The organism is Ruania albidiflava DSM 18029, from assembly GCF_000421225.1.
Classification (GTDB): Bacteria; Actinomycetota; Actinomycetes; order Actinomycetales; family Beutenbergiaceae; genus Ruania; species Ruania albidiflava.
The window spans coordinates 120768-142581 of sequence record NZ_ATWL01000003.1; the positions used below are offsets into that span (position 1 = coordinate 120768).

The window sequence follows — 21814 nt, forward strand, 5'->3', positions numbered from 1 at the left end:
GGGGAGAGGAAGACTGATGAGCAAGAGGATCGACATCTCGGACCTGAACGTCTACTACGGCGACTTCCTCGCCGTCGAAGGCGTGCACATGAGCATCGAGCCGCGCAGCGTCACCGCCCTGATCGGCCCCTCGGGCTGCGGCAAGTCCACGTTCCTGCGCACCCTGAACCGGATGCACGAGGTCATCCCCGGCGCGCGGGTGACCGGCAAGGCAGTGATGGACGGGCAGGACCTGTACGCACCGGACATCGACCCGGTGGAGGTGCGCCGCCAGGTCGGCATGGTGTTCCAGCGGCCGAACCCGTTCCCGACCATGTCGATCGCGGACAACGTGCTCGCCGGGGTGAAGCTGAACAACCGGCGGATCTCCAAGGCCGCGGCGGATGAGCTCGTGGAGCGTTCGCTCACCGGGGCGAACCTGTGGAACGAGGTCAAGGACCGGCTGGAGAAGCCCGGGTCGTCCCTGTCCGGTGGGCAGCAGCAGCGGCTGTGCATCGCCCGGGCGATCGCCGTGCAGCCGCAGGTGCTGCTGATGGACGAGCCGTGCTCCGCGCTCGACCCGATCTCCACCCTGGCGATCGAGGAGCTGGTGCACGAGCTGAAGAACGACTACACGATCGTGATCGTCACCCACAACATGCAGCAGGCGGCACGCGTCTCCGACCGCACCGGGTTCTTCAACATCGAGGGCACCGGAAAGCCGGGCCGGTTGATCGAGATGGATGACACCACCACGATGTTCTCCAGCCCGGCACAGCAGGCCACCGAGGACTACATCTCCGGCCGGTTCGGCTGACGGCTGGTTCGGCTGACCGCAGGCGGCGGCTGACGGCTGCGCCGGACTGCGCCGCGTCGATACCTCCTGCGCCAAGGCGATACCGCAGAGCACTACCCCACGGGCCAGGTATCGACTGCATCGATCCAGCCCGTGGGGTGCGGCTACAGGTCAACCGGCTGGAGCCCGGTCACCGGGTCGGCTCAGAGGCCGGAGCCCTCGAAGCTCTCGGTCGAGGTGGAGCCGTCCATCGTGTACAGGTAGCAGATGACCTCGCGGTCGTCGGCCTGGTCCCAGGTGTCCTCGCTCGGGCCGATGAAGTTGATGTCCAGCGAGGACTCCTGGTAGCCGGTGCCGACGAAGTCCTCGAACGCCGGGACGCACTGCTCCCCAGCGGCCGTCTGGATCGCGTCGTTGCCGGGGAAGTCGCCGTCGTCCATGTCGAACTTGAAGAACACCTGGGCGTCGTGCTCCTCCGAGCAGTCCACCTCGGGGATCTCGGTGATCTCCCCTTCGAAGTCCGAGGAGTTCAGGCAGGTGCCGACGTCAGCGCTGGCGACCTGACCACCACAGGCGGCGATCGAGGCGGTCACCCCGACAGCACCGACGACGGCCAGGGCGGCGCGAGAAATACGAGCAGTGTTCATGAGTCTCCCCAAAGCGTCACGACGGGACAGTCTTCCCGTTCTCCGGCAGTCATCGTAAGCGCCCGACCAGGCCCGAGGAACGCGGCGCCACGGGTCGAACTCCCCATGTGACCAGGCCAACACCGGCTCCGTAGCCAGGGCGCGAACACCCCGAGCAGTCCCGACCCAGGTGAGAGATGCCGGTCCAGGTGCGCTGCGCCGTCGTCCGCGGCGGCTCAGGCGAGCAGGAAGTGCAGCACGAAGAACAGCACGGCAGCGACCGCGGCAGCCGCCGGGATGGTCAGCACCCAGGCGACCCCGATGCTGCGCGCCACGCCCCAGCGCACTGCGGAGGCCCGCTTGGTAGCACCCACACCCATGATCGCCGAGGTGATGGTGTGCGTGGTGGAGATCGGCGCGTGGAAGATGAACGCCGTGGTGTACAGCACACCGGCGGAGACCGACTCGGCCACGAACCCGCGCGCAGGGTCCAGCTCGATCACCTTCCGCCCCAGGGTCCGCATGATCCGCCAGCCGCCGGAGTAGGTGCCCAGCGAGATCGCGCTGGCTGCGGCGAGCTTGACCCACAGCGGGATGTCGGTACCGGTGTGCCAGCCGGCAGCCACCAGCGCCAGCACGATCACCCCCATCGTCTTCTGCGCGTCCTGCAGGCCGTGGCCCAGGGCCATCGCAGCCGCCGAGACCGTCTGCGCCACCCGGAACCGGCGCTGGGTGCGCCCCGGGGCGGCGTTCCGGAAGATCCACAGCACCGCCACCATCACCACGTAGGCGAGCAGGAACCCGACCAACGGCGAGGCGACCATCGGGATGACCACCTTGTCCAGGATGACCGTCCAGTGCACTGTGGACATCGAGGCCAGCCCGGCGCCGGTGAGCCCGCCGATGAGCGCGTGCGAGGAGGAGGACGGCAAACCCTTCCACCAGGTGATCAGGTTCCAGGTGATCGCACCCATCAGGCCGGCCAGCACCACGACCAGACCGCTGGTGCCCTCCGGAGCGTCCACGATGCCGGACCCGATGGTCTCGGCCACCCCGGTGCCCAGCAGTGCACCGACCAGGTTCATCACTGCCGCCATCAGCAGCGCCGCACGCGGGGTCAGGGCCCGGGTGGAGACCGACGTGGCGATCGCGTTCGCAGCATCGTGGAACCCGTTCGTGTAGTCGAACGACAGTGCGATGACGATGACGAGGAGGACGAGGACGAGCTCCACCGGCTCAGGACTCCTTGAGCACGATGGTCTCGACGAAGTTGGCGACCTTCTCGAAGGAGTCGGCCGCCTGCTCCAGCACGTCGATGATGCCCTTGAGCTTGAACATCTCGATCACCGCGGCCGGGCTCTCCTGGTACCGGGGGCTCTGGAACAGCAGCGCGAGCAGCTCGCGGTAGATGCGGTCCGCCTCGTTCTCCAGCCGGTTCACCTCGATCCAGTACTCGGTGAGCTCCTCGTTCATGTCCTGCAGCTTCGGCATCGCCGCAGCGGTCAGCTCGGCGGCCCGCTGCAGCGTGGACACCTGCTCGGTCACCCCCTCCGGCAGCTCGTGCACGCGGTAGAGCACGATCAGGTCGCCGGCAGCCTCCATGCTGTCCATGCAGTCGTCCAGCGCGGAGGCCAGGTTGTAGATGTCGTCCCGGTCGAACGGGGTGACGAACGTCTGGTTCAGCCGCCGCATGATCGCGTGCGTGCTGTCGTCGGCGTCGTGCTCGGACTGCTTGAGCTGCTCCGCGTACGGGGGGCGCTCGGCCGGCGGGGCGCCGATCAGCTGGGCGAGCTGGTCCGCCCCGGTGACCAGGTGACCGGCCGAGGTAGCCAGCAGGTCGAAGAACGTCACGTCGCGTGGGGTCAGGCGGAAGCGCACAGCAGACTCCAGGAGGGGTGGGAGGGCAACTCGAACAGGCTAGAGCATTCCAGGCGGCTGTGGTCCGCGCGGGGCGTGACGTGGCCCGCACGTGGGGCGTGGGCCGCGCGGGGCGGGGGAAAGGACACCGGGCCGCCCAGCGCCTGACGGCGCGAAGGCCGCTCGAAGCGGCAGATGTTGGAGCCCGGGGCTAGCGCGACCCGGTGTCGCGGCCCAGTGTACGAGGCGGATCTGGGTGCTGCAGCACGCGGGCGGGAGTCAGTCGGCCGGCGAGGGCTCTGCCGGCGGGGGCTCTGCCGGTGGGAGGTGGGCTGTCGGTGGCTCGGACGGTGGGCGGTCCGCCGGCAGGTCGAAGCGGTACCCGACGTTGCGCACCGTGCCGATCAGCTGGTCGTGCTCCGGACCGAGCTTGGCGCGCAGCCGGCGGATGTGCACGTCCACGGTGCGGGTGCCGCCGAAGTAGTCATACCCCCACACCTCCTGCAGCAGCTGTGCCCGGGTGAACACCCGCCCCGGGTGCTGGATGAGGAAGCGGAGCAGCTCGAACTCCTTGTAGGTCAGGTTCAGCGCGACCCCGCGCAGCCGGGCGGTGTACCCGCCGGGATCGATGGTCAGGTCGCCGGCCTCGATCTGGTCCGGGTCGCCCGGCACGTCCACGTCGCCGGCTCGTTGCACCAGCAGCCGCAACCGCGCGTCCAGCTCGGCGGGGCCGGCGGTGGCGAGCACGATGTCGGCCACACCCCAGTCGGCGCCGACCACCGGGAGCCCACCCTCGCCCAGCACCAGCAGCACCGGATGCTCCACCCCTGCGGCGTGCAGGGTGCGGCAGACGCCCCGCGCCAGGGCGAGGTCCGCCCGGCCGTCCACCACCACCACGTCGGCGTCGGTGCGGGACAGCGCCGCGCGCGCCTCCGGTGGGGCAAGGTGGACCCGGTGGTGCAGCAGGGCGAGCGCTGGTACCACCGGTGGCCCGTCCGGGGGCGCGGTGGTCAGCAGCAACAGGTCTGCCACGTGCGCTCCTCCCGACCTGACGCCCTTACCCTAGCGAGTGCCCGGCGTGCTCTTCGCCGTCGAACGCCGCGGCGACCATTACGATCGACCAGATGAGGTGGACCGAGGCATGATCAGCGGCACGTTCCGCGCCGTGGTGACTGCCACGGCGGCGGCCGGTATCGGCATCACTGCCTTCGGCGACCGGTTCCTGCTGGTCATCACCGTCGCAGGGATCGCCGCCCTGTTCGCGATCGGCTGGCCCACGCTGGTGGAGCTGCCCGCACGCCGGGGCGCGGCGATCGTGCTGCTGCTCACCGGTGCCGCCTCGATCGGCCTGCTGCTGCTCTGGGACGACCTGCTCTATGTGGCGGTGGTGCTCGGGCTGGCCGTCGTCGGCGCGTTCGTGCGCGAGCTGGCCCGCCGGGACGGGCGACCACGGCTGGTGGAGTCGGTCTCCGGGGTGGTGACCGGCGCCGTCGTGATGGCCTCGGCCGCCGGCTGGTTGGCGATCGGCACCGGGAAGGTCTCCGTTGGGCTGCTGCTGGTGGGTGCGGTGACGTTGACCGTCTCCTCGGCGTGCACTGCGCTGCCGATCCCCGGGTGGCTCGGCTCGGCTGCAACGATCGTGCTCGGCTGCGCCTCCGGGCTGCTGGTCGGGTCGCTGATCGAGGTGGTCGGGCTGCTCACCGGGGGCCTGGTGGGCCTGGCCGCCGGGGTGCTCACCGCAGCGGTCCATGCCCTGTTCGGGCAGTTCCCGGCCTCCGGCAGGCCGACGGCGGCACTTGCAGCGGCGATGCTCCCGGTCGCCGTGGCAGGGGTGCCGGTCTACGTCGTGGGTCGGCTGGTGCTGGGCTGAGCGTCCGTCCTGCACAGGAGCCGGCGGGAAAAGGCCTCGCAGCGGCGGCCGGTGCTCGGTAGGCTGACGCTCATGTGGCTGTGACCCTCACCTGTCCTGTGCCCGCGGCGTCGCCCGGCAGGACCCCGCACGACCTCGAGGACACCTGTGACCACAGCTCCCACTGCGCCCGGTTCCGCCGCCCACCTGCGGATCGAGGGCGTCTCCTGCTCCTTCGGCACCCGCCGGGTGCTCACCGACGTCTCCGTGTTGGTCCCCGCCAGCCGGCGCACAGGGCTGATCGGCGAGAACGGCTCCGGTAAGACCACGCTGCTGCGGATCGCTGCGGGACTGCTGCGCCCGGACGGCGGTGCTGTGCACGTCACGGCGCCCGGAGGGCGAACGCCGCGGGTCGGGCTGCTGCACCAGGAGAGCCCGTTCGCGCCCACCGACTCAGTCACCCAGGCCCTGGAAGCAGCGATCGCACCGGTCCGCCAGGCCGCCGCTGCTGTGGACTCCGCCGGCGCCAGACTGGCGACAGCCCCGGGGGACCCCGCCGTCGAGACCGCGTTCGCCACCGCCCTGGAGACCGCCGAACGCATGGAAGCCTGGAGCGTCGACGCCCGGGTGGAGGCGATGCTCGCCGGGCTGGGACTGGCCGACCTACCGCGCGACCGGCCCACCAGCACGCTCTCCGGCGGCCAGCGGGCCCGGCTGGCGCTGGCCTGGCTGCTGCTGTCCGCCCCGGACGTGCTGCTCCTGGACGAACCGACCAACCACCTCGACGACGCCGCGGCCGCCCACCTGCAGCAGGTCCTGGCCGACTGGCCCGGCCCGGTGCTGCTGGCCAGCCACGACCGGGCCTTCCTGGACGAGACGGTGAGCTCCCTGGTGGACCTGGACCCCGCACCGATGCCGCACGCGGTGGCCGGCCCACTGGTCGGCGACGGTGACGGCTCCGGGATCGGCACGGTCAGCTTCACCGGCAGCTACACCGACTACCTGCACGCACGCATGGATGCGCGCGCCCGCTGGGAGCAGCAGTACATAGCCGAGCAGGATGAGCTGGGGCAGCTGCGCGCGGCCGTGCGGGACTCCCACACCGTGGGCCACCCCGGTCGCGCACCGCGCACCGAGGCCCGTGCGGCGAAGAAGTTCTACGCTGACCGCAACGCCAAGGTCGTCTCCCGGCGGGTGAACGACGCCCGCACCCGCCTGGCCCAGCTGGAGGAGAGCCAGCTGCGCAAACCGCCCCGCGAGCTGTGGTTCCGCGGGCTGACGGTCGGCGCGGACCGCGCTCGCCGGTCCTGGACCGGACCGGTGCTCACCGCCACCCAGGTGTCGGTGCCGGGGCGGCTGCCGGTGACCTCGCTGAGCGTGGCAGCGGGGGAGAAGTGGCTGGTCACCGGCCCGAACGGGTCCGGCAAGTCCACGCTGCTGCAGCTGCTCGCCGGCGACCTGCACCCGTGGGCCGGATCGGTCAACGCCCCGGGAGCCCTGCGCATCGGTCTGCTCGCCCAGGAGGTGCACCTCCCGGACCCGCAGCGCCGGGGCGAGGGGCGCACCGCCCGGCAGGCGTATGCGGACCTGGTCGGTGCCGAGCGTGCCGAGCAGGTGCCGCTGAGCACGTTCGCGCTGCTGCCCGGCCGGGACGAGAACCGCCCGGTCGGCGTGCTCAGCGTCGGCCAGCGGCGCCGGCTCGCACTCGCCGTGCTGCTCGCCGACCCACCGGACGTGCTGCTCCTGGACGAGCCGACCAACCACCTCTCCCTGCTGCTGGTCACCCAGCTCGAAGCCGCCATCGGCGACTACCCGGGCAGCGTCGTCCTCGCCTCGCACGACCGTTGGTTGCGCCGGTCCTGGACCGGGCACCGGCTGGACCTGAGCACGTGAGGATCTCCTGCGCTAGTCAGCGAGCTGCTGACTGAGCCGCTGGCCCCACTGCCGAGCACGATCGACCTCTCCGTCGATGAGCGGACCGTGGTAGCCGTAGACGAGGAAGTGCTCCGGAGCGGTCACGGAGAAGCCGCGCCGGCGGGCCAGCCGGGTGGCGCTGTGGGACGCCGCCCCCGGCAGCAGGGGCATGTTCACGCGTGTGTCGAAGGCGACGAAGTCCTGCGGGTGGCCACCGGTGGGCAGCGCCTGGAGCCACTCCCGGATCCCGCCGGGAGTACGGTCGCCACCGCGGCGGGCAGCTTCCTCCCGAGTAGCCTCCCGCGACATGGTGAAGGTGTGCGTCGGCCCGCCGACGACGACCACGTCCACATCGGGTGGCACATCGGTCGGAGCGTCGGCGACGTGGGTGAGGGTGACCTCGGCGCCGGTGGACAGGCCGTCGGCGACCGCCTGGGCGATCGCGGCGGTGTTGCCGAACATGGACTCGTAGACGACGAGCGCGCGCATGGTGTTCCTCGATCCTTGATCGTCACATCGGGTGTGCTGCCAGTCTTCGGCCCCCGACCGGGGCGCTGTTGGGTCCTTGGTCCCACGGGCGCCCCCGGCCTCTCACGTGCAGGTCGAAGGGGCGCTCGGTACACTGCGGTATCGATGCCGCAGCGGTGCCGGCACTCCAGCGCAGGGGTGAGAGGTGGTGGCTGATGACCAGGGTCTTCCTCGTCGATGACCATGAGGTCGTCCGCAGCGGTGTTGCCGGTGTCGTGGACCTGCAGCCGGACCTCCAGGTGGTCGGAGAAGCCTCCAGCTGCGCAGAGGCGCGGCGCCGGATCGCGGCCGTCCGTCCCGATGTCGCAGTGCTGGACGTCATGCTGCCGGACGGCAACGGTATCGACCTGTGCCGTGACATCCGGCAGTCGCACCCTGACGTGCGGTGCCTGGTCCTGACCGCGTTCGAGGACGACGACGCGCTCCTGGCGGCGGTGATGGCCGATGCCTCCGGGTACCTGCTGAAGACCCTCCGCACCGCCGACATCACCGGGGCCATCCGTGCCGTGGCCGCCGGACGGACGTTGCTGGACCCGTCGATGAAGAGACGGGCTACGCAGCGGATGCGTGCCGACCACGACGATGATCCCCGGTTCCGGTCGCTGAGCCTGCGGGAGCGGCAGATCCTCGCCCTGATCGCTGACGCGCTCACCAACCGGCAGATCAGCGACCGGCTCGGGCTGGCGGAGAAGACGGTGAAGAACTACGTCTCCTCCATGCTGGGCAAGCTCGGGTTCGAGCACCGCACCCAGGCCGCCGTCTTCGAGCTGGAGCGGACCGCCGGTTCTGCGCGGCCGGCAGCTGCGCAGGTTCCGCACACCGGTGGCCATCGGGCCGGTCCGGGCCCGAGGAGCTGACTCGCCCGGGCCGGCCTGGGCCTCAGCCAGCGTCCGAGCGGGACCTGCCCTTCTCGGTGCTGCCCTGCTCCTGGGTCTCCTCGTCGCCGTGCATGATCAGCACCGGGCAGTGCGCGTGCTGGGCACAGGCCGCGCTGACCGAACCGAGGAGCATCCCGACGAAACCGCCGTGCCCGCGGCTCCCGAGCACGAGCATCGCGCTGGTCTTGCTCAGATCGATGAGGGTGGGTGCGGGTGGGCCGGACAGCACGGTGCGGGTCAGGTCCTCGGGCGGCTCGTCGTCGAACGCCTCAGCGATCGCAGCAGCGAGGCTCTCGCCGGCGTCTTCCTCCGGTGACCAGTGCGCGACCAGGTAGGGGTCGGTGAACGCCGGATACGACCAGGTGATCACTGCCTCCAGCGGTGCGTCGAGTGCCGTGGCCAGCCGTGCGGCATACCGCAGAGCGGCCACCGATGAGCTCGACCCGTCCACACCGACGACGATGCGGTCCCTGTTGATGTCCATGCCCCTACTATCCCCCGGTCTCGGCGTGCGCGGCCGGGACGAAAGTCACATGGTCAGCCGGCGCCCCCGGCGTGGGACCTAGGACGCCCCGGCGTGGGACTTAGGACCCTGCCGCCGCCGGCGGGTGCAGGTGAGCGTGGGAGGTGCAGCTTCGCACCGCGGGAAAGGACCACCGATGACCATCGCAACAGACCGAGACCTCGATGTGCAGGCACTGGTCAGCGCAGAGCTCGAATGGACTCCGGACGTGGACTGCACCGGAATCGTGGTGGCTGTGGAGCACGGCGCCGTCGTGCTCTCCGGGGAGGTGGACAGCTACGCCGAGCGGCTCGCGGCCCGACGAGCAGCCCTGCGCGTGCGCGGCGTCCGGGCGGTCGTGGACAACCTCACCGTTCACCCACGGTCACCGTGGCCGGTCACGGAGGCCGGCATCGCCCAACGGGTCGAGCGGTCCCTGCGGGAGACCAGCGACGTTCCCGAGGCGGTCACGGCCGAGATCCACGCCCGCACCGTCACACTGGTCGGCGAGGTGGACTGGGACTTCCAGCGGCACGCTGCCCAGCGGGCTGTGCAGTACCTGCGAGGCGTGGGCACGGTCCACAACCTCATCAGTCTCACCGCCCGGGTGCCGGCTCCTGGGACCCAGGAACAGATCAGGACCGCGATCACCCGCAACGCACAGCTGGACGTGACGCGGATCCGCGTGCTCGTCTCCGGGAGCCGGGTCACGCTCACCGGCACCGTGAAGTCCTGGTCCCAACGTGCCCAGGCCGGCCATGCGGCCTGGGCGTCACCGCACGTGGTCGAGGTGGACAACCAGATCATCGTCCGCACCTACTGAGACCCCGCACCCGTTCAGACCCCAGGAGCCAACCATGTCACCCGCCGCGCCGTCGAGCACCCGAAGTGCTTGCACGATGGTGACCCCGCCGGGTCAACGGCCCGGCCCACGAGGGATGATGTTCCGCGATCGACGCGACGCCGGGCGACGACTGGGCCGCGAGCTGGTCAGCAGAGGGGAGCAGGTGTCGGTGGTCTGCGGACTGCTGCCGGGTGGCGTGCTCGTAGCAGCCGAGGTGGCCGACGTGCTGGCTGTACCCCTGGACGTCATCGTCGTGCGCAAGCTCGGGTTACCCGCTCGCCCCGGTATGGCCATGGGCGCCATCGGCGAGGACTGGGTCCGGCTCATCGACGCAGCCCTCCTTCGGCGCGCTGGAGCGACGTTCGGTGACTTCGCGGCCGCGGAGCGCAGGGAGCGGGAGGTGCTCGACCGGTGGGTCGAGGCGGTCCGCGGCGATCACCGGCCACGGGACCTGATCGGGCAGACTGTCCTGATCGTCGACGACGGAATCACCAGCTGGGTGACGATGTCGGCGGCCAGCCTCGTTGCCCGCAAGCGCGGTGCTGCACGGGTGATCGCCGCAGCGCCCGTCGCCAGCCTCATGGCCGTGCCTCGGATCACTGGCGCCGCTCAGGTGGTCTGTCTCGAGCAGCGGCCGCACGTCCAGGCTGTCTCCGCCTGCTACCGGGACTTTCCGCAGACCACCGCCAGCCAGGTGTACGCCCTGCTCGGCGACCGGCCCGAGCTCACGGCGTCCTGACCGCCGCAGCGGTACCGACCGCCGTCTCGCGTCGCACGTGCGAGCGGGCGTGGTCGGCTGCCGCAGCGAGCGTGTCGAACAGGTGGTTCTCGTGCCGCAGCACGCTCAGCGTGCCGACAGTGGTCAGGGTGCCGCGGTGGCGGGCCTGCACCCCCTTGACCAGCACGGTGATGCGCCGCCGCTCCAGCGTCTCGATCAGCTCGGCCAGCGCCTTGGCAGCGGTCGCGTCCACCAGCTGCACCCGGGAGAGGCGCAGGATCACCACCTGCACCCCGTTCTCTGCCGCCTCGTCGGTCACCTGCGCCATGATCCGGTCCGCGGCCCCGAAGAACACCGCCCCCTCCAGGCGGTACAGCGCGATGTGCTCGTCCCCTGGGCAGGCTGTGCCGGGCAGCGCCTCCCGGCGTACCCCGGCCGCCCGGGCGATCGAGCGCAGCGTGAAGAACGCCGCCACCACGAGCCCGATCTGGATCGCCTGGACCAGGTCGAAGGCCACGGTGACCACCGCCGTCACCGTGAACGTGAGCGCACTGGACCGGTTCACCCGCAGCACCGCCCGGGCCGAGGGCACCGAGACCATCCGCACCGCGGTGACCATCAGCACCCCGGCCAGGGCCGCCAGCGGGATGCGGGAGACCGGGCCGGTGGCCAGGTAGATCACCGCGAGGATCACCAGGGCATGGCTGACCGAGGCCAGCCGGGTGCGCGCCCCGGAGCGGATGTTCACCGCGGTGCGTGCGATCGCCCCGGTCGCGGGCATCCCGCCGAACAGCCCGCTGGCCAACGAAGCCAGCCCCTGCCCGACCAGCTCCCGGTCCGGTTCGTACACGGTGCCGTCCGGCTCCCCCGCGTGCTCCATCGCCGCCGCCACCCGGATGGACAGCAGCGACTCGATCGCCGCCAGTGCCGCGATCGCCACCGCGGCGCCAGCCAGCTCGCGCAGCGCCCCGGGGTCCACCTCCGGCAGCGTGGGGGCCGGCAGCCCGTCCGGCAGCGCCCCGATCCGCGCGAGGGGGGCGTGGGCCAGCTCGGCGACCAGGGTCGCGGCCGCCACCCCGACCAGCGAGGCCGGGATCGCACTGTGCCACCGGGGCAGGACGAGCATCGCCGCTGCCACCAGCAGCACTGCCCCCAGGGTCCAGGCGAGCTGGACCAGGTCAGCGTCCTCGACGGCGGAGCGCACCGAACGTAGCGCCGTCACCAGGGTGTTGTGGCCGGGGTCCGCACGCTCGCCCACTGCGGCGGGAACCTGCTGCAGGAAGATGATGCAGGCGATACCGAGGGTGAACCCCTCCACCACCGGCCACGGGATGTAGGTGACGATCCGGCCCAGCCGGGCCAGGCCGAGCAGCAGCACGATCAGCCCGGCCGCCAGGGTCACCAGCGCCAACGACCCCAACCCGTGCGCGGCGACCACCGGTGCGAGAACGACGGCCATCGCCCCGGTGGGGCCGGACACCTGGTGGTGCGACCCGCCGAACACGGCCGCTACCACCCCGGCGACCACCGCCGTCACCAAACCGGCAGCCGCACCCACCCCAGAGCTGATCCCGAAGGCGAGCGCCAGCGGAAGGGCCACCACCCCCACGGTGAGGCCGGCGAGCAGGTCGGCGCGGACAGCAGCCGGGCGCAGCAGGTAGTCGGTCCGCCGGGGGAGCAGGTCCGCGGCGGCGGTCCGCAGCCTCACTGCTGCGCGGCGGCGTCCAGCACCGCCTGCGCACTGGCCCCGGGCAGCGGCGGCAGCTCGGCAGCAGCGTGCAGCTGGTCCGAGGCGCCCGCCAACCGACTGAGCAGGAACGCCCGTGCCGTGGTGAGCAGCTCGGCCACCACCGGGGCGGTGAGCCGGTACTCCACGTGGTTGCCGCTGCGTACGGAAGCGACGACTCCGGCGCGCTTCAGCACGGCCAGGTGCTGGGAGAGCTGGGAGGCCTCGCAGCCGGTGGCCTCCAGCAGCCGGGCGACCCCGGCATGGTGGTCCGGGGTGGCGGCGAGCACCTCGAGCACCTGGATGCGGGTGGGGTGGGCGAGGGACTTGAACAGGTCTGCCTTGATCCGATACAGCGGCTCGGTGGCACGGGTGGGCACTCAGCAACCTCCTTGACTTGATGATTCTATCAAGTCGTCAAGTCGCACGGTGGTCGACGTGATGCGGAGGGGCTGCCGCGACGTGCCGGCGACTGCGGCCCGGACCAGCACAGCACCCTGCGGCTGCTCGGGCACCGCCGGTGCTGGGACCAGGGTGAGCCGATAACCTGGGGCGCGTACCGTCGTCGACCTGCGCCAGTGCGCACGGACCACCGAGAGGGGCGCCCATGAGCTTCACCATCCCCGAAGGACTCCCGCCCGAGGTGTACCCGCTGGCGTGGCTGGTGGGCACCTGGCGGGGACCGGGGTTCATCGACTACCCCGGCATCGGGGAACGGCCGGTGCTGGTGGAGGCCCACTTCAGCAGCGACGGCGGCCCCTACCTGCTGTACACCGCGACCACCTGGGAGCTGACCAACCCGCCAGCCTCCCTCGAGGGCGACATCGACGTGGCCAGCCTGCAGGCAGGACAGGTGTGGACCAGCGAGTCGGGCTACTGGCGGGTACCGCCGCCGGCCGAGGACGCCCCCACCACCCCGGACGACCAGCCTGCTCGCACCGAGCTGGAGGTGCTGCTGGCCGAACCGAGCGGCCATGTGAGCGTCTACCTCGGCGTGGCCCAGGGCCCACGGATCCAGCTGGCCACCGACCTGATCGCCCGCACCGCCACCGGTGCGGAGATGACCGCCGCGCAGCGGATGTACGGGCTGGTCCACTCCGAGCTGATGTGGGCCACCGACCTGGCCGCCTTCGGCCACGAGATGCAGTCCTACTCCTCCGGCCGGATGCAGCGGCAGGAGTAGGTCGTGCAGCGCTCGCGGGCCGGAATGAAGCACCCCTGCCTGGTGATTGAGGAGACATGACCACCCAGACCGCTGAGTACCGTTCTCCGCTGCTGAGCCGCCGCGGCGCTGTCGCCGCCTCCGCCCCGGACGAAGGTGTGGCCGCGCACTACGGTGAACCGGTCGCCGAGCAGCGAGCCCTGGTGCGCGGTATCGGCGTAGTGGACGCCAGCCACCGCGGCGTGGTCACCGTCACCGGACCGGACCGGCTCAGCTGGCTGGACACGCTCTCCTCCCAGTGGCTGCGGGACCTGGCACCTGGGCAGAGCGCAGAGATGATGCTGCTGGACGTGAACGGGCGGATCAGCCACGCCCCGGCGGTGCTGGACGACGGCGAGTGCACCTTCCTGGTCGCCGACGCGGCCGACGGCGCCGACCTGGCCGCCTTCCTGGAGTCGATGAAGTTCATGCTCCGGGTGGAGATCACCCACCGCAGCGACCTCGGGGTGCTGGCCACCAGCGCCACCGGCCCCACCCTGCGCGGAGCGGACGGGGCCGAGCTGCCGTCCTGGACCGACCCGTGGCCACACACCCCGGAGGGCTCCACCCGGTACGGCCCGCCCGAGGCGGAGCACCCCGGCACCGAGTGGCAGGTGCGCTACTGGATCACCCCCCGGGACCAGGTCGCCGACGTGGTCGCCGAGGCGGAGTCCGCCGGTGCACGTGCAGCTGGTGTCTGGGCGCTGGAAGCGTTGCGGGTGGGCGCCTGGCGGCCTCGGCTGGCCCGGGACGTCGACGAACGGGCCATCCCGCACGAGCTGGACTGGTTGCGCACCGGGGTGCACCTGCACAAGGGTTGCTACCGCGGCCAGGAGTCGGTGGCCCGCGTGTTCAACCTGGGTCGCCCACCCCGGCGGCTGACCATGCTGCACCTGGACGGCAGCGAGCACGTGCTGCCCGAGCCGGGAGACGACGTCCTGCACGGGGAACGGAAGGTGGGCGTGGTGACCTCCGTGGTGCGCCACCACGAGCTCGGGCCGGTGGCGCTCGCCCTGCTCAAGCGCAACCTGGACCCGGCTGCGGAGCTGATGGTCGCCGGGATCGCTGCCGCCCAGGAGGTCATCGTGAACACCGACGGGTTCGGCACCGGCCGCCCGGAGCCCTCCGGCCGGCCGCAGCTGCGCCGACGGACGCTGTAGCAGGTGGCCGGCGCCGCTGACCCGACCGCCCGCAGCAGCCAGACCGGGCTGCGGCAGACCTGGGTGCGGGCGCGGGCCAGGGTCCGCCGCGGCGGCCGCCGGGTGCGCTCGGAGGCGCGCGCCATCCTCACCGCTGCGCTGGCTGCCGGCGCCGCGTACGCGATCGCGCACTACGCCCTGGGCCACCCGTACCCGATCTTCGCCCCGATCGCCGCGTTCGTCTCCCTCGGCTTCGGCATCGACCGCCGCCCCCGGAAGGTCGCCGAGCTCGCCCTGGGGGTGAGCGTCGGGGTGGCGTTCGGGGAGCTGTTCGCCTACCTGTTCGGCTCCGGACCGGTGCAGATCGCAGTGGTGCTGGCCCTGGCGGTGAGCCTGGCGCGGCTGGTCGACGGCGCCACCATGTTCGGTATGCAGGCCGGGGTGCAGTCCGTGGTGGTGGTGGCGCTGCCGGCGATCGTCGGCGGTGGTGGGTTCACCCGGTGGACCGATGCGCTGGTCGGCGGCTCGATGGCACTGCTGGTGGCGGCGGGGCTGCCGCTGGACGTGCGCCGACGCTCGCGACGGCTCGCCGAGTCCGGGATGACCGAGATCGCCCTCACCCTCACCGACGTCGCCCGCGGCCTGCGCAGCGGGGACGGGGCGGTGGTCGACGATGCGCTCACCCGCGCCCGCGGCTCCCAGGGGGTGATCGACGAGTGGGCCGACCTGGTGGACACCGCCCTGGCCGCCACCCGGCTCACCCCGGCCCGCCTGCGCCATGACGACTACCTGCTGCGGATGCGCCGGGCCGGGGTGCTCGCCGACCGGGCGATGCGCAACACCCGGGTGATCGCTCGCCGCGCCTGGGTGGTCACGCGGGACGTAGCGCACCAGGAGGAGCTGGCGGACATCCTGGAGTCGATCGGCCACTCGGTGCGTGAGCTTTCCGTGGCCCTGGGCTCCAGCGCAGAGCTGATCCAGCTGCGCCCCCGGCTGCTGGAGGTGGCCGGCCGGCTGGACCCGCAGCAGTTCTCCGGCTGGCCGGCGCAGACGCTGGTGGTGCTGGTCCGCTCCCTGGTGGTGGACCTGCTGGAGCTGACCGGGCTGACCGGCTCCCAGGCGCGGGAGGTCCTGGTGGGCACCGGCGCACCGGAACCGCCGAGCACCGGGGAGACCGGACCGAGCACCGGTCAGACCGGTCCGGGCACCGGGAAGACCGGCTGAGGGCCGCTGCCGTGGCACACTCGCGTAGGCTTCCCCTGTGATCATCGCGAGCATCCAGTACTACCTGTTCCTGGCGCTGGCACTGGTGGCGTTCGGGCTCGCGGCCTGGGCGCTGATCGACGCTGCGATCCGGCCGGCGTCGGCGTTCACGGACGCGGACAAGCGCACCAAGGGCTTCTGGTGCCTCGTCACCGGTCTGGCCACGCTGCTCGCCTTCCTCGGCATCCCGGCCGGTGGCTCCGGGAGCTCGCTGCTGCTGATGCTGCTCGGCGGAGTGCCGGCGGGGGTGTACCTGGCGGACGTGCGCCCGGCGGTCTCCCGCTACAGCCGCGGCTCGGGCGGCAACCGGGGGCCGTGGTGACCTCGCCGGGTCTGGAGGTGCCCGCCCGCGGGGCCGAGCTGGCCTGGGTGGTGCGTTCGGAGATGGTCGAGTCGGTGCACACCGGCCACCTGCTCGCCCTGGCCGCTGACGGCACCGACGTGCTCAGCCTCGGGCAGCCGGAGCAGCAGATCTACGCCCGCTCTTCGCTCAAGCCGCTGCAGACGGTGGCGATGCTACGCGCAGGGGTGGTGCTGACCGATGAGCAGATCGCCCTGGCCTGCGCCTCGCACAACGGGGAAGGCCGGCACCGGGAGGTGGTGCGCAGCATCCTCGCCGCTGCGCACCTGACCGAGGCCGACCTGGGCAACACCCCGGACTGGCCGTTGAGCACGGACGCGGCGACCGCCTGGCGGGAGGCCGGCCGGGGTGCCGAACCGATCGCGCAGAACTGCTCCGGCAAGCATGCGGCCATGCTGGCCACCTGTGTCGCCGCTGGCTGGCCCACCGCCGGCTACCTGGAGGCGCAGCACCCGCTGCAGGCGCACATCCTGCAGGTGATCACCGAGCTCACCGGTGCGCCGGACCGCTACCTGGCCGTGGACGGGTGCGGGGCGCCGCAGCCCTCCACCACGGTGCGCGGGCTGGCTCGGTCGTTCGCGCACATCGCCACCGCCGCCCCGGGCACGCCCGAGCACCGGGTGGCCAGCGCCATGCGCGCCCACCCGTTCCTGGTCGCCGGTACCGGCAGGGACGCGACCGCGGCGATGCAGACCGTGCCCGGGCTGATCGCCAAGGACGGTGCCGAAGGGGTGTACGCAGCGGCGCTACCCGATGGGCGGGCAGTCGCGCTCAAGGTCTCCGACGGCGCCTCTCGCCCCCGCCCGGTGCTGCTCGCCGCCGCGCTGCGCGCTCTGGGGGAGCGGGGCCACTGGCCGTGGGCACAAGTGCCGGTGCTCGGGCACGGGGAGCCGGTCGGGTCGGTGCTGCCGGCGTTCCAGGTTGACGGCGGAGCATCACGTGGGGTGGCCGGGTCGCCGGGGTCTGGTGGTGCTGCGGGGCCTGCGGGTGCCGCCGGCTCCGGCGCGGGGCGGGACTGAGCTGTGCGGGCAGTGCTGCAACGGGTCACCCGTGCCCGGGTGAGCGTGGCCGGGCAGACAGTCGGTGAGATCGGCCCAGGCCTGCTGGCCCTGGTCGGGGTCACGCACACCGACACGGTCGCCGAGGCGCAGTGGATCGCCCGCAAGATCGCCGACCTGCGCATCCTGCGTGAGGAGACCTCGGTGGCCGATACGGGTGCCGAGGTGCTCGTGGTCAGCCAGTTCACCCTGTACGGGCAGGCGCGCAAGGGCCGTCGTCCCTCCTGGACCGACGCGGCCCCCGGTGAGGTGGCAGAGCCACTGGTGGACACCGTCGTCGCGGCGCTGCGGGAGCGAGGCGTGCGCACCGAGACCGGAGCCTTCGGTGCCGACATGGCGGTGGAGCTGACGAACGACGGCCCGGTCACCCTGGTGCTTGATCGCCGAGCTGGTGTGGAAGGTTGCTGGTGCTAGAGCACCACCGATCTTCCACACCAGCTCGGCGACTGGCAGAGTGGGACCTATGCGTATCGAGGCCGTCGTCGGGGACATCACCACCCAGCCGGTCGACGCGGTGGTGAACGCCGCCAACTCCTCGCTGCTCGGCGGCGGCGGGGTGGACGGAGCGATCCACCGTGCCGCCGGGCCGGACCTGCTCGCCGAGTGCCGCCACCTGCGCGAGACCGCCCTGCCAGACGGGCTCGCGGTCGGGCACGCGGTGGCCACCGGCGCGGGGAACCTGCCCGCGCGCTGGGTGATCCACACCGTCGGCCCGAACGCGCACGCCGGTCAGACCGACCCCGCCCTGCTGGCCGCCTGCTTCACCTCCAGCCTGGACGTGGCCGACCAGGTCGGCGCCACCAGCCTCGCGTTCCCGGCGGTCAGCGCCGGCGTCTACGGCTGGCCGATGGAGCAGGTTGCCCAGATCGCGGTGAGCGCTACCCACGGCTGGGTGCAGAACCACCCAGCCTCCGCCGTCGAGCTGGGGCGGTTCGTGCTGGTCAACGAGGACGCCCGAGCCAGCTTCACCCAGCACCTGCCCGCGCAGTGAGCCCACCTGGGTCACAGCCCGGTCTCACCTTCTCTGCCGCTGGCGAACAGGGGCATGCCCAGGGGGTGGGCGCCGTTAGCCTGGATGAACACCGCCATGACCGCATGCGGTCCGGCCAGTGAGGAGCACGAGATGTTCGAGAGATTTACCGACCGAGCCCGTCGGGTAGTCGTCCTCGCCCAAGAAGAGGCGCGGATGCTTAACCACAACTACATCGGCACCGAGCACATCCTGCTCGGCCTCATCCATGAGGGCGAAGGCGTTGCCGCGAAGGCGTTGGAGTCGCTGAACATCTCCCTGGAAGCAGTACGCCAGCAGGTGCAGGAGATCATCGGCGAGGGCCAGCAGGCCCCGAACGGGCACATCCCGTTCACCCCGCGCGCCAAGAAGGTGCTGGAGCTGTCCCTGCGCGAGGCGCTGCAGCTCGGCCACAACTACATCGGCACCGAGCACATCCTGCTCGGCCTGATCCGTGAAGGTGAGGGCGTCGCCGCCAAGGTGCTCACCAAGCTCGGCGCCGACCTGAACCGGGTGCGCCAGCAGGTCATCCAGCTGCTGTCCGGCTACCAGGGCAAGGAGCCGGTCTCCGCTGGTGGCCCGGCCGAGGGCACCCCGTCCGGGTCTGCCGTGCTGGACCAGTTCGGCCGCAACCTCACCCAGGCGGCCCGGGACGTGAAGCTCGACCCGGTGATCGGGCGTGCCAACGAGATCGAGCGGGTGATGCAGGTGCTCTCCCGGCGCACCAAGAACAACCCGGTGCTGATCGGTGAGCCCGGCGTCGGCAAGACGGCGGTGGTGGAGGGCCTGGCCCAGGACATCGTCCGCGGCGACGTGCCCGAGACGCTGAAGGACAAGCAGCTCTACACCCTCGACCTCGGTGCCCTGGTGGCCGGCTCCCGCTACCGCGGTGACTTCGAGGAGCGGCTGCGCAAGGTGCTCAAGGAGATCCGCACCCGCGGCGACATCATCCTGTTCATCGACGAGATCCACACGCTCGTGGGTGCCGGGGCCGCCGAGGGCGCCATCGACGCCGCCAGCATCCTCAAGCCGATGCTGGCCCGCGGCGAGCTGCAGACCATCGGTGCCACCACGCTCGAGGAGTACCGCAAGTACATCGAGAAGGACGCCGCCCTGGAGCGCCGGTTCCAGCCGATCCAGGTGGCCGAGCCCACGCTCGCGCACACCATCGAGATCCTCAAGGGACTGCGCGACCGGTACGAGGCGCACCACCGGGTGACCATCACCGATGACGCCCTGGTGGCGGCGGCCAACCTCGCCGACCGGTACGTCAACGACCGGTTCCTGCCGGACAAGGCGATCGACCTGATCGACGAGGCCGGTGCCCGGCTGCGCATCCGCCGGATGACCGCCCCACCGGAGCTGCGGGAGCTCGACGAGCAGATCGCCGAGACCCGCCGCGCCAAGGAGTCCGCGATCGACGACCAGGACTTCGAGCGTGCCGCCCGGCTGCGGGACGAGGAGAAGACCCTCTCGAGCACCCGCGCGGAGAAGGACAAGGCCTGGAAGTCCGGTGATCTGGACAACGTCGCGGAGGTGGACGAGGAGCTGATCGCTGAGGTCCTCGCCAACTCCACCGGCATCCCGGTGTTCAAGCTCACCGAGGAGGAGTCCAGCCGGCTGCTGCGGATGGAGGACGAGCTGCACAAGCGGATCGTCGGCCAGGACGCGGCGGTCAAGGCGCTCTCCCAGGCGATCCGGCGCACCCGTGCCGGCCTGAAGGACCCGAAGCGCCCCGGCGGCTCGTTCATCTTCGCTGGGCCCACCGGCGTCGGGAAGACCGAGCTGGCCAAGGCGCTCGCGGAGTTCCTGTTCGGGGACGAGGACGCGCTCATCCAGCTGGACATGAGCGAGTACTCCGAGAAGCACACCGTGTCCCGGATGTTCGGGTCCCCGCCCGGGTACGTCGGCTACGAAGAGGGTGGCCAGCTCACCGAGAAGGTGCGCCGCCGTCCGTTCTCCGTGGTGCTGTTCGACGAGGTGGAGAAGGCGCACGCGGACATCTTCAACTCGCTGCTGCAGATCCTCGAGGACGGTCGTCTCACCGACGCCCAGGGCCGCGTGGTGGACTTCAAGAACACCGTGATCATCATGACCACCAACCTCGGCACCCGGGACATCGCCAAGGGGCTGATCACCGGGTTCCAGGCCGGCGGTGACCTGTCCACCAGCTACGACCGGATGAAGACGAAGGTGAACGAAGAGCTCAAGCAGCACTTCCGCCCCGAGTTCCTCAACCGGGTGGACGACGTGATCGTGTTCCCGCAGCTGTCCCAGGAGGAGATCCACCAGATCGTGGACCTGATGGTGGACAAGCTCTCCGACCGCCTGGCGGACAAGGACATGGACATCGAGCTCACCGAGGCCGCGCACCAGCTGATCGCCGAGCGTGGGTACGACCCGGTGCTCGGGGCCCGGCCGCTGCGCCGCGCGATCCAGCGGGAGATCGAGGACCAGCTCTCGGAGAAGATCCTCTACGGCGAGCTGCACGCCGGCCAGAAGATCATCGTGGACGCCACCGGCGAGGGCCTGCTCGGCGAGTTCACCTTCACCGGTGTGGACAAGCAGAAGGACGAGAAGGAGCCGCTGGCAGTCGGTGCGGGCTCGGCGCCGCAGCTGCCGGAGGCCTCCTCCGGCGAGTAGCCGCCCCGGAAGCCACACGCAGGGCCGGTCGGGTGCGAGAGCGCCCGGCCGGCCCGGTGCGTTCTGGTGCTCGCATGGCGTGGTGCTCGCGTGGTGCTCGTGTGGAGGATCGGTGCTGCTCTGACACCAGCAGACGTCCACACCAGAGCACGCCGGCGACGGCGGAGCTCACCTGGCTGAGGTGTTCTCCCCGTGCGTAGGGGTCGGGCCGGCGGCGGCGTGGGCGCGGGCGTGGGCCGCGGGCTCAGGCCTGGTAGAGCTCCAGCCAGCGGTCGGCCAGGAACCGGTGGCCGGCTTCGGTCGGGTGCACCCCGTCGTGGGCGAGCGCCGCGGCACCGGTCCGCGCGGCGACCTCGGCCAGCGGTCCGTCGGTGGCCAGGTAGTCGGTGGCGAACTCGGCGGCGAGGCGGCGCACCACCTGGATCTTCGGGTCCAGGTCCTCGCGCCAGGACCACTGTTCTTCGTTCACCGGGAGCAGGAACGGCTCGATGAGCACGATCCGCCCGATGCCCGCCTCCCGGGACCGGGTGAGGATGTCCCGGTAACCGGCCTCGTAGTCGGCGGCCGAGGTGGGATCCTCGGAGTCGTACCGGCGCCAGGTGTCGTTGATACCGATCATGATCGAGAGCACTGCGGGGGAGTGCACGAGCACGTCGGCGTCCCAGCGGGCCTGCAGGTCCTTCACCCGGTTGCCGCCGATGCCGGTGTTGATCACCCGCTCCTCCGGCAGCCCAGCAGCCACCAGTGCGGCATAGCCTGCGCCGAGGCTGGTCAGGTCGTCACGGTCACGGCCACAGTCGGTGATCGAGTCACCGGTCAGAAGAATCGTCACGGTCCCTGACCCTATCGCCAGCTGTGAGGCTGCCCACGATGGTCGTGCCCGCGTGCCGGGATGGGGGACACTAGTGGGTAGGGCAGCGACA

General features: G+C 71.4%; 23 protein-coding genes. 14 read left to right on the top strand and 9 right to left on the bottom strand.

Features of this window, described 5'->3' with window-relative positions; genetic code table 11:
• Positions 1–16: 16 nt before the first annotated feature.
• Positions 17–796, top strand: coding sequence for a phosphate ABC transporter ATP-binding protein PstB (pstB, locus tag K338_RS0104875; RefSeq protein ID WP_022917057.1), 780 nt, complete (start codon positions 17–19; stop codon positions 794–796).
• Between the two features lie 182 nt (positions 797–978).
• On the opposite strand, the gene K338_RS0104880 is transcribed toward pstB, so the two are convergent.
• From K338_RS0104880 to K338_RS0104895, 4 genes are all read right to left on the bottom strand, one after another.
• Complete coding sequence (locus K338_RS0104880) at positions 979–1422, bottom strand: septum formation family protein (RefSeq protein WP_040652925.1); 444 nt, start codon at positions 1420–1422, stop codon at positions 979–981.
• A 215-nt stretch (positions 1423–1637) separates the two neighbouring features.
• Positions 1638–2633: an inorganic phosphate transporter gene (locus K338_RS0104885; RefSeq protein ID WP_022917059.1), complete on the bottom strand. Its 996-nt coding sequence runs from the start codon at positions 2631–2633 to the stop codon at positions 1638–1640.
• A gap of 4 nt (positions 2634–2637) precedes the next feature.
• The gene (locus K338_RS0104890; RefSeq protein WP_022917060.1) at positions 2638–3279 is read right to left on the bottom strand and encodes a DUF47 domain-containing protein; all 642 of its coding nucleotides are present in this window, start codon (positions 3277–3279) and stop codon (positions 2638–2640) included.
• 258 nt (positions 3280–3537) lie between these two features.
• A complete protein-coding gene (locus tag K338_RS0104895) occupies positions 3538–4290 on the bottom strand; it encodes a winged helix-turn-helix transcriptional regulator (RefSeq protein ID WP_022917061.1) in 753 nt (250 codons plus the stop codon).
• Positions 4291–4399: 109 nt separating this feature from the next.
• On the opposite strand from K338_RS0104895, the gene K338_RS0104900 reads away from it, so the two are divergent.
• Together K338_RS0104900 and K338_RS0104905 are read left to right on the top strand one after the other, a co-directional pair.
• Positions 4400–5128, top strand: coding sequence for a hypothetical protein (locus tag K338_RS0104900; protein ID WP_022917062.1), 729 nt, complete (start codon positions 4400–4402; stop codon positions 5126–5128).
• A gap of 147 nt (positions 5129–5275) precedes the next feature.
• Positions 5276–7000 (top strand): ABC-F family ATP-binding cassette domain-containing protein, encoded by a 1725-nt coding sequence (locus tag K338_RS0104905; protein WP_022917063.1) that lies wholly within the window; start codon positions 5276–5278, stop codon positions 6998–7000.
• Between the two features lie 12 nt (positions 7001–7012).
• Here K338_RS0104905 and K338_RS0104910 read toward each other — a convergent pair whose 3' ends face one another.
• Positions 7013–7510 carry a flavodoxin domain-containing protein gene (locus K338_RS0104910; protein ID WP_022917064.1) on the bottom strand — a complete coding sequence of 166 codons (498 nt, stop codon included), beginning with the start codon at positions 7508–7510 and terminating at the stop codon, positions 7013–7015.
• A gap of 194 nt (positions 7511–7704) precedes the next feature.
• Between K338_RS0104910 and K338_RS20580 the strand changes: the two genes are divergently transcribed.
• On the top strand, positions 7705–8406 hold the full coding sequence (locus K338_RS20580) for a response regulator (RefSeq protein WP_022917065.1): 702 nt from the start codon (positions 7705–7707) through the stop codon (positions 8404–8406).
• 22 nt (positions 8407–8428) lie between these two features.
• Here the strand turns inward: K338_RS20580 and K338_RS20585 are convergent, their stop codons facing one another.
• Positions 8429–8911 (bottom strand): universal stress protein, encoded by a 483-nt coding sequence (locus K338_RS20585; protein WP_022917066.1) that lies wholly within the window; start codon positions 8909–8911, stop codon positions 8429–8431.
• 175 nt (positions 8912–9086) lie between these two features.
• Between K338_RS20585 and K338_RS0104925 the strand changes: the two genes are divergently transcribed.
• Positions 9087–9752 (top strand): BON domain-containing protein, encoded by a 666-nt coding sequence (locus tag K338_RS0104925; protein WP_022917067.1) that lies wholly within the window; start codon positions 9087–9089, stop codon positions 9750–9752.
• Between the two features lie 118 nt (positions 9753–9870).
• A complete protein-coding gene (locus tag K338_RS20590; RefSeq protein WP_169579517.1) occupies positions 9871–10512 on the top strand; it encodes a phosphoribosyltransferase in 642 nt (213 codons plus the stop codon).
• Here the strand turns inward: K338_RS20590 and K338_RS0104935 are convergent.
• Positions 10499–12199, bottom strand: a complete 1701-nt coding sequence (locus K338_RS0104935; RefSeq protein WP_022917069.1) for a SulP family inorganic anion transporter — start codon at positions 12197–12199, stop codon at positions 10499–10501. The genes K338_RS20590 and K338_RS0104935 overlap by 14 nt on opposite strands.
• Positions 12196–12597, bottom strand: coding sequence for an ArsR/SmtB family transcription factor (locus K338_RS0104940; RefSeq protein ID WP_022917070.1), 402 nt, complete (start codon positions 12595–12597; stop codon positions 12196–12198). The genes K338_RS0104935 and K338_RS0104940 overlap by 4 nt, the downstream gene beginning before the upstream one ends.
• Before the next feature lie 227 nt (positions 12598–12824).
• On the opposite strand from K338_RS0104940, the gene K338_RS0104945 reads away from it, so the two are divergent.
• The 8 genes from K338_RS0104945 to K338_RS20610 all read left to right on the top strand — a co-directional run bounded on the left by K338_RS0104945 (position 12825) and on the right by K338_RS20610 (position 20891).
• On the top strand, positions 12825–13400 hold the full coding sequence (locus K338_RS0104945; RefSeq protein WP_022917071.1) for a heme-binding beta-barrel domain-containing protein: 576 nt from the start codon (positions 12825–12827) through the stop codon (positions 13398–13400).
• Positions 13401–13456: 56 nt separating this feature from the next.
• Positions 13457–14578: a CAF17-like 4Fe-4S cluster assembly/insertion protein YgfZ gene (ygfZ, locus tag K338_RS20595; RefSeq protein WP_022917072.1), complete on the top strand. Its 1122-nt coding sequence runs from the start codon at positions 13457–13459 to the stop codon at positions 14576–14578.
• Positions 14579–14581: 3 nt separating this feature from the next.
• Complete coding sequence (locus tag K338_RS20600) at positions 14582–15781, top strand: FUSC family protein (RefSeq protein ID WP_022917073.1); 1200 nt, start codon at positions 14582–14584, stop codon at positions 15779–15781.
• Positions 15782–15818: 37 nt separating this feature from the next.
• Positions 15819–16142, top strand: a complete 324-nt coding sequence (locus K338_RS0104960) for a DUF2516 family protein (RefSeq protein WP_022917074.1) — start codon at positions 15819–15821, stop codon at positions 16140–16142.
• A complete protein-coding gene (locus tag K338_RS20605; protein WP_245542894.1) occupies positions 16136–17200 on the top strand; it encodes an asparaginase in 1065 nt (354 codons plus the stop codon). The genes K338_RS0104960 and K338_RS20605 overlap by 7 nt, the downstream gene beginning before the upstream one ends.
• A gap of 3 nt (positions 17201–17203) precedes the next feature.
• Entirely contained in the window at positions 17204–17653 is a 450-nt protein-coding gene (gene dtd / locus K338_RS0104970) for a D-aminoacyl-tRNA deacylase (RefSeq protein ID WP_027286449.1), read from the top strand.
• A 49-nt stretch (positions 17654–17702) separates the two neighbouring features.
• Positions 17703–18230, top strand: coding sequence for an O-acetyl-ADP-ribose deacetylase (locus tag K338_RS0104975; protein ID WP_022917077.1), 528 nt, complete (start codon positions 17703–17705; stop codon positions 18228–18230).
• Positions 18231–18362: 132 nt separating this feature from the next.
• Positions 18363–20891, top strand: coding sequence for an ATP-dependent Clp protease ATP-binding subunit (locus tag K338_RS20610; protein ID WP_022917078.1), 2529 nt, complete (start codon positions 18363–18365; stop codon positions 20889–20891).
• A gap of 244 nt (positions 20892–21135) precedes the next feature.
• Here the strand turns inward: K338_RS20610 and K338_RS0104990 are convergent, their stop codons facing one another.
• Positions 21136–21723: an SGNH/GDSL hydrolase family protein gene (locus K338_RS0104990; RefSeq protein WP_022917079.1), complete on the bottom strand. Its 588-nt coding sequence runs from the start codon at positions 21721–21723 to the stop codon at positions 21136–21138.
• Between the last annotated feature and the right edge of the window lie 91 nt (positions 21724–21814).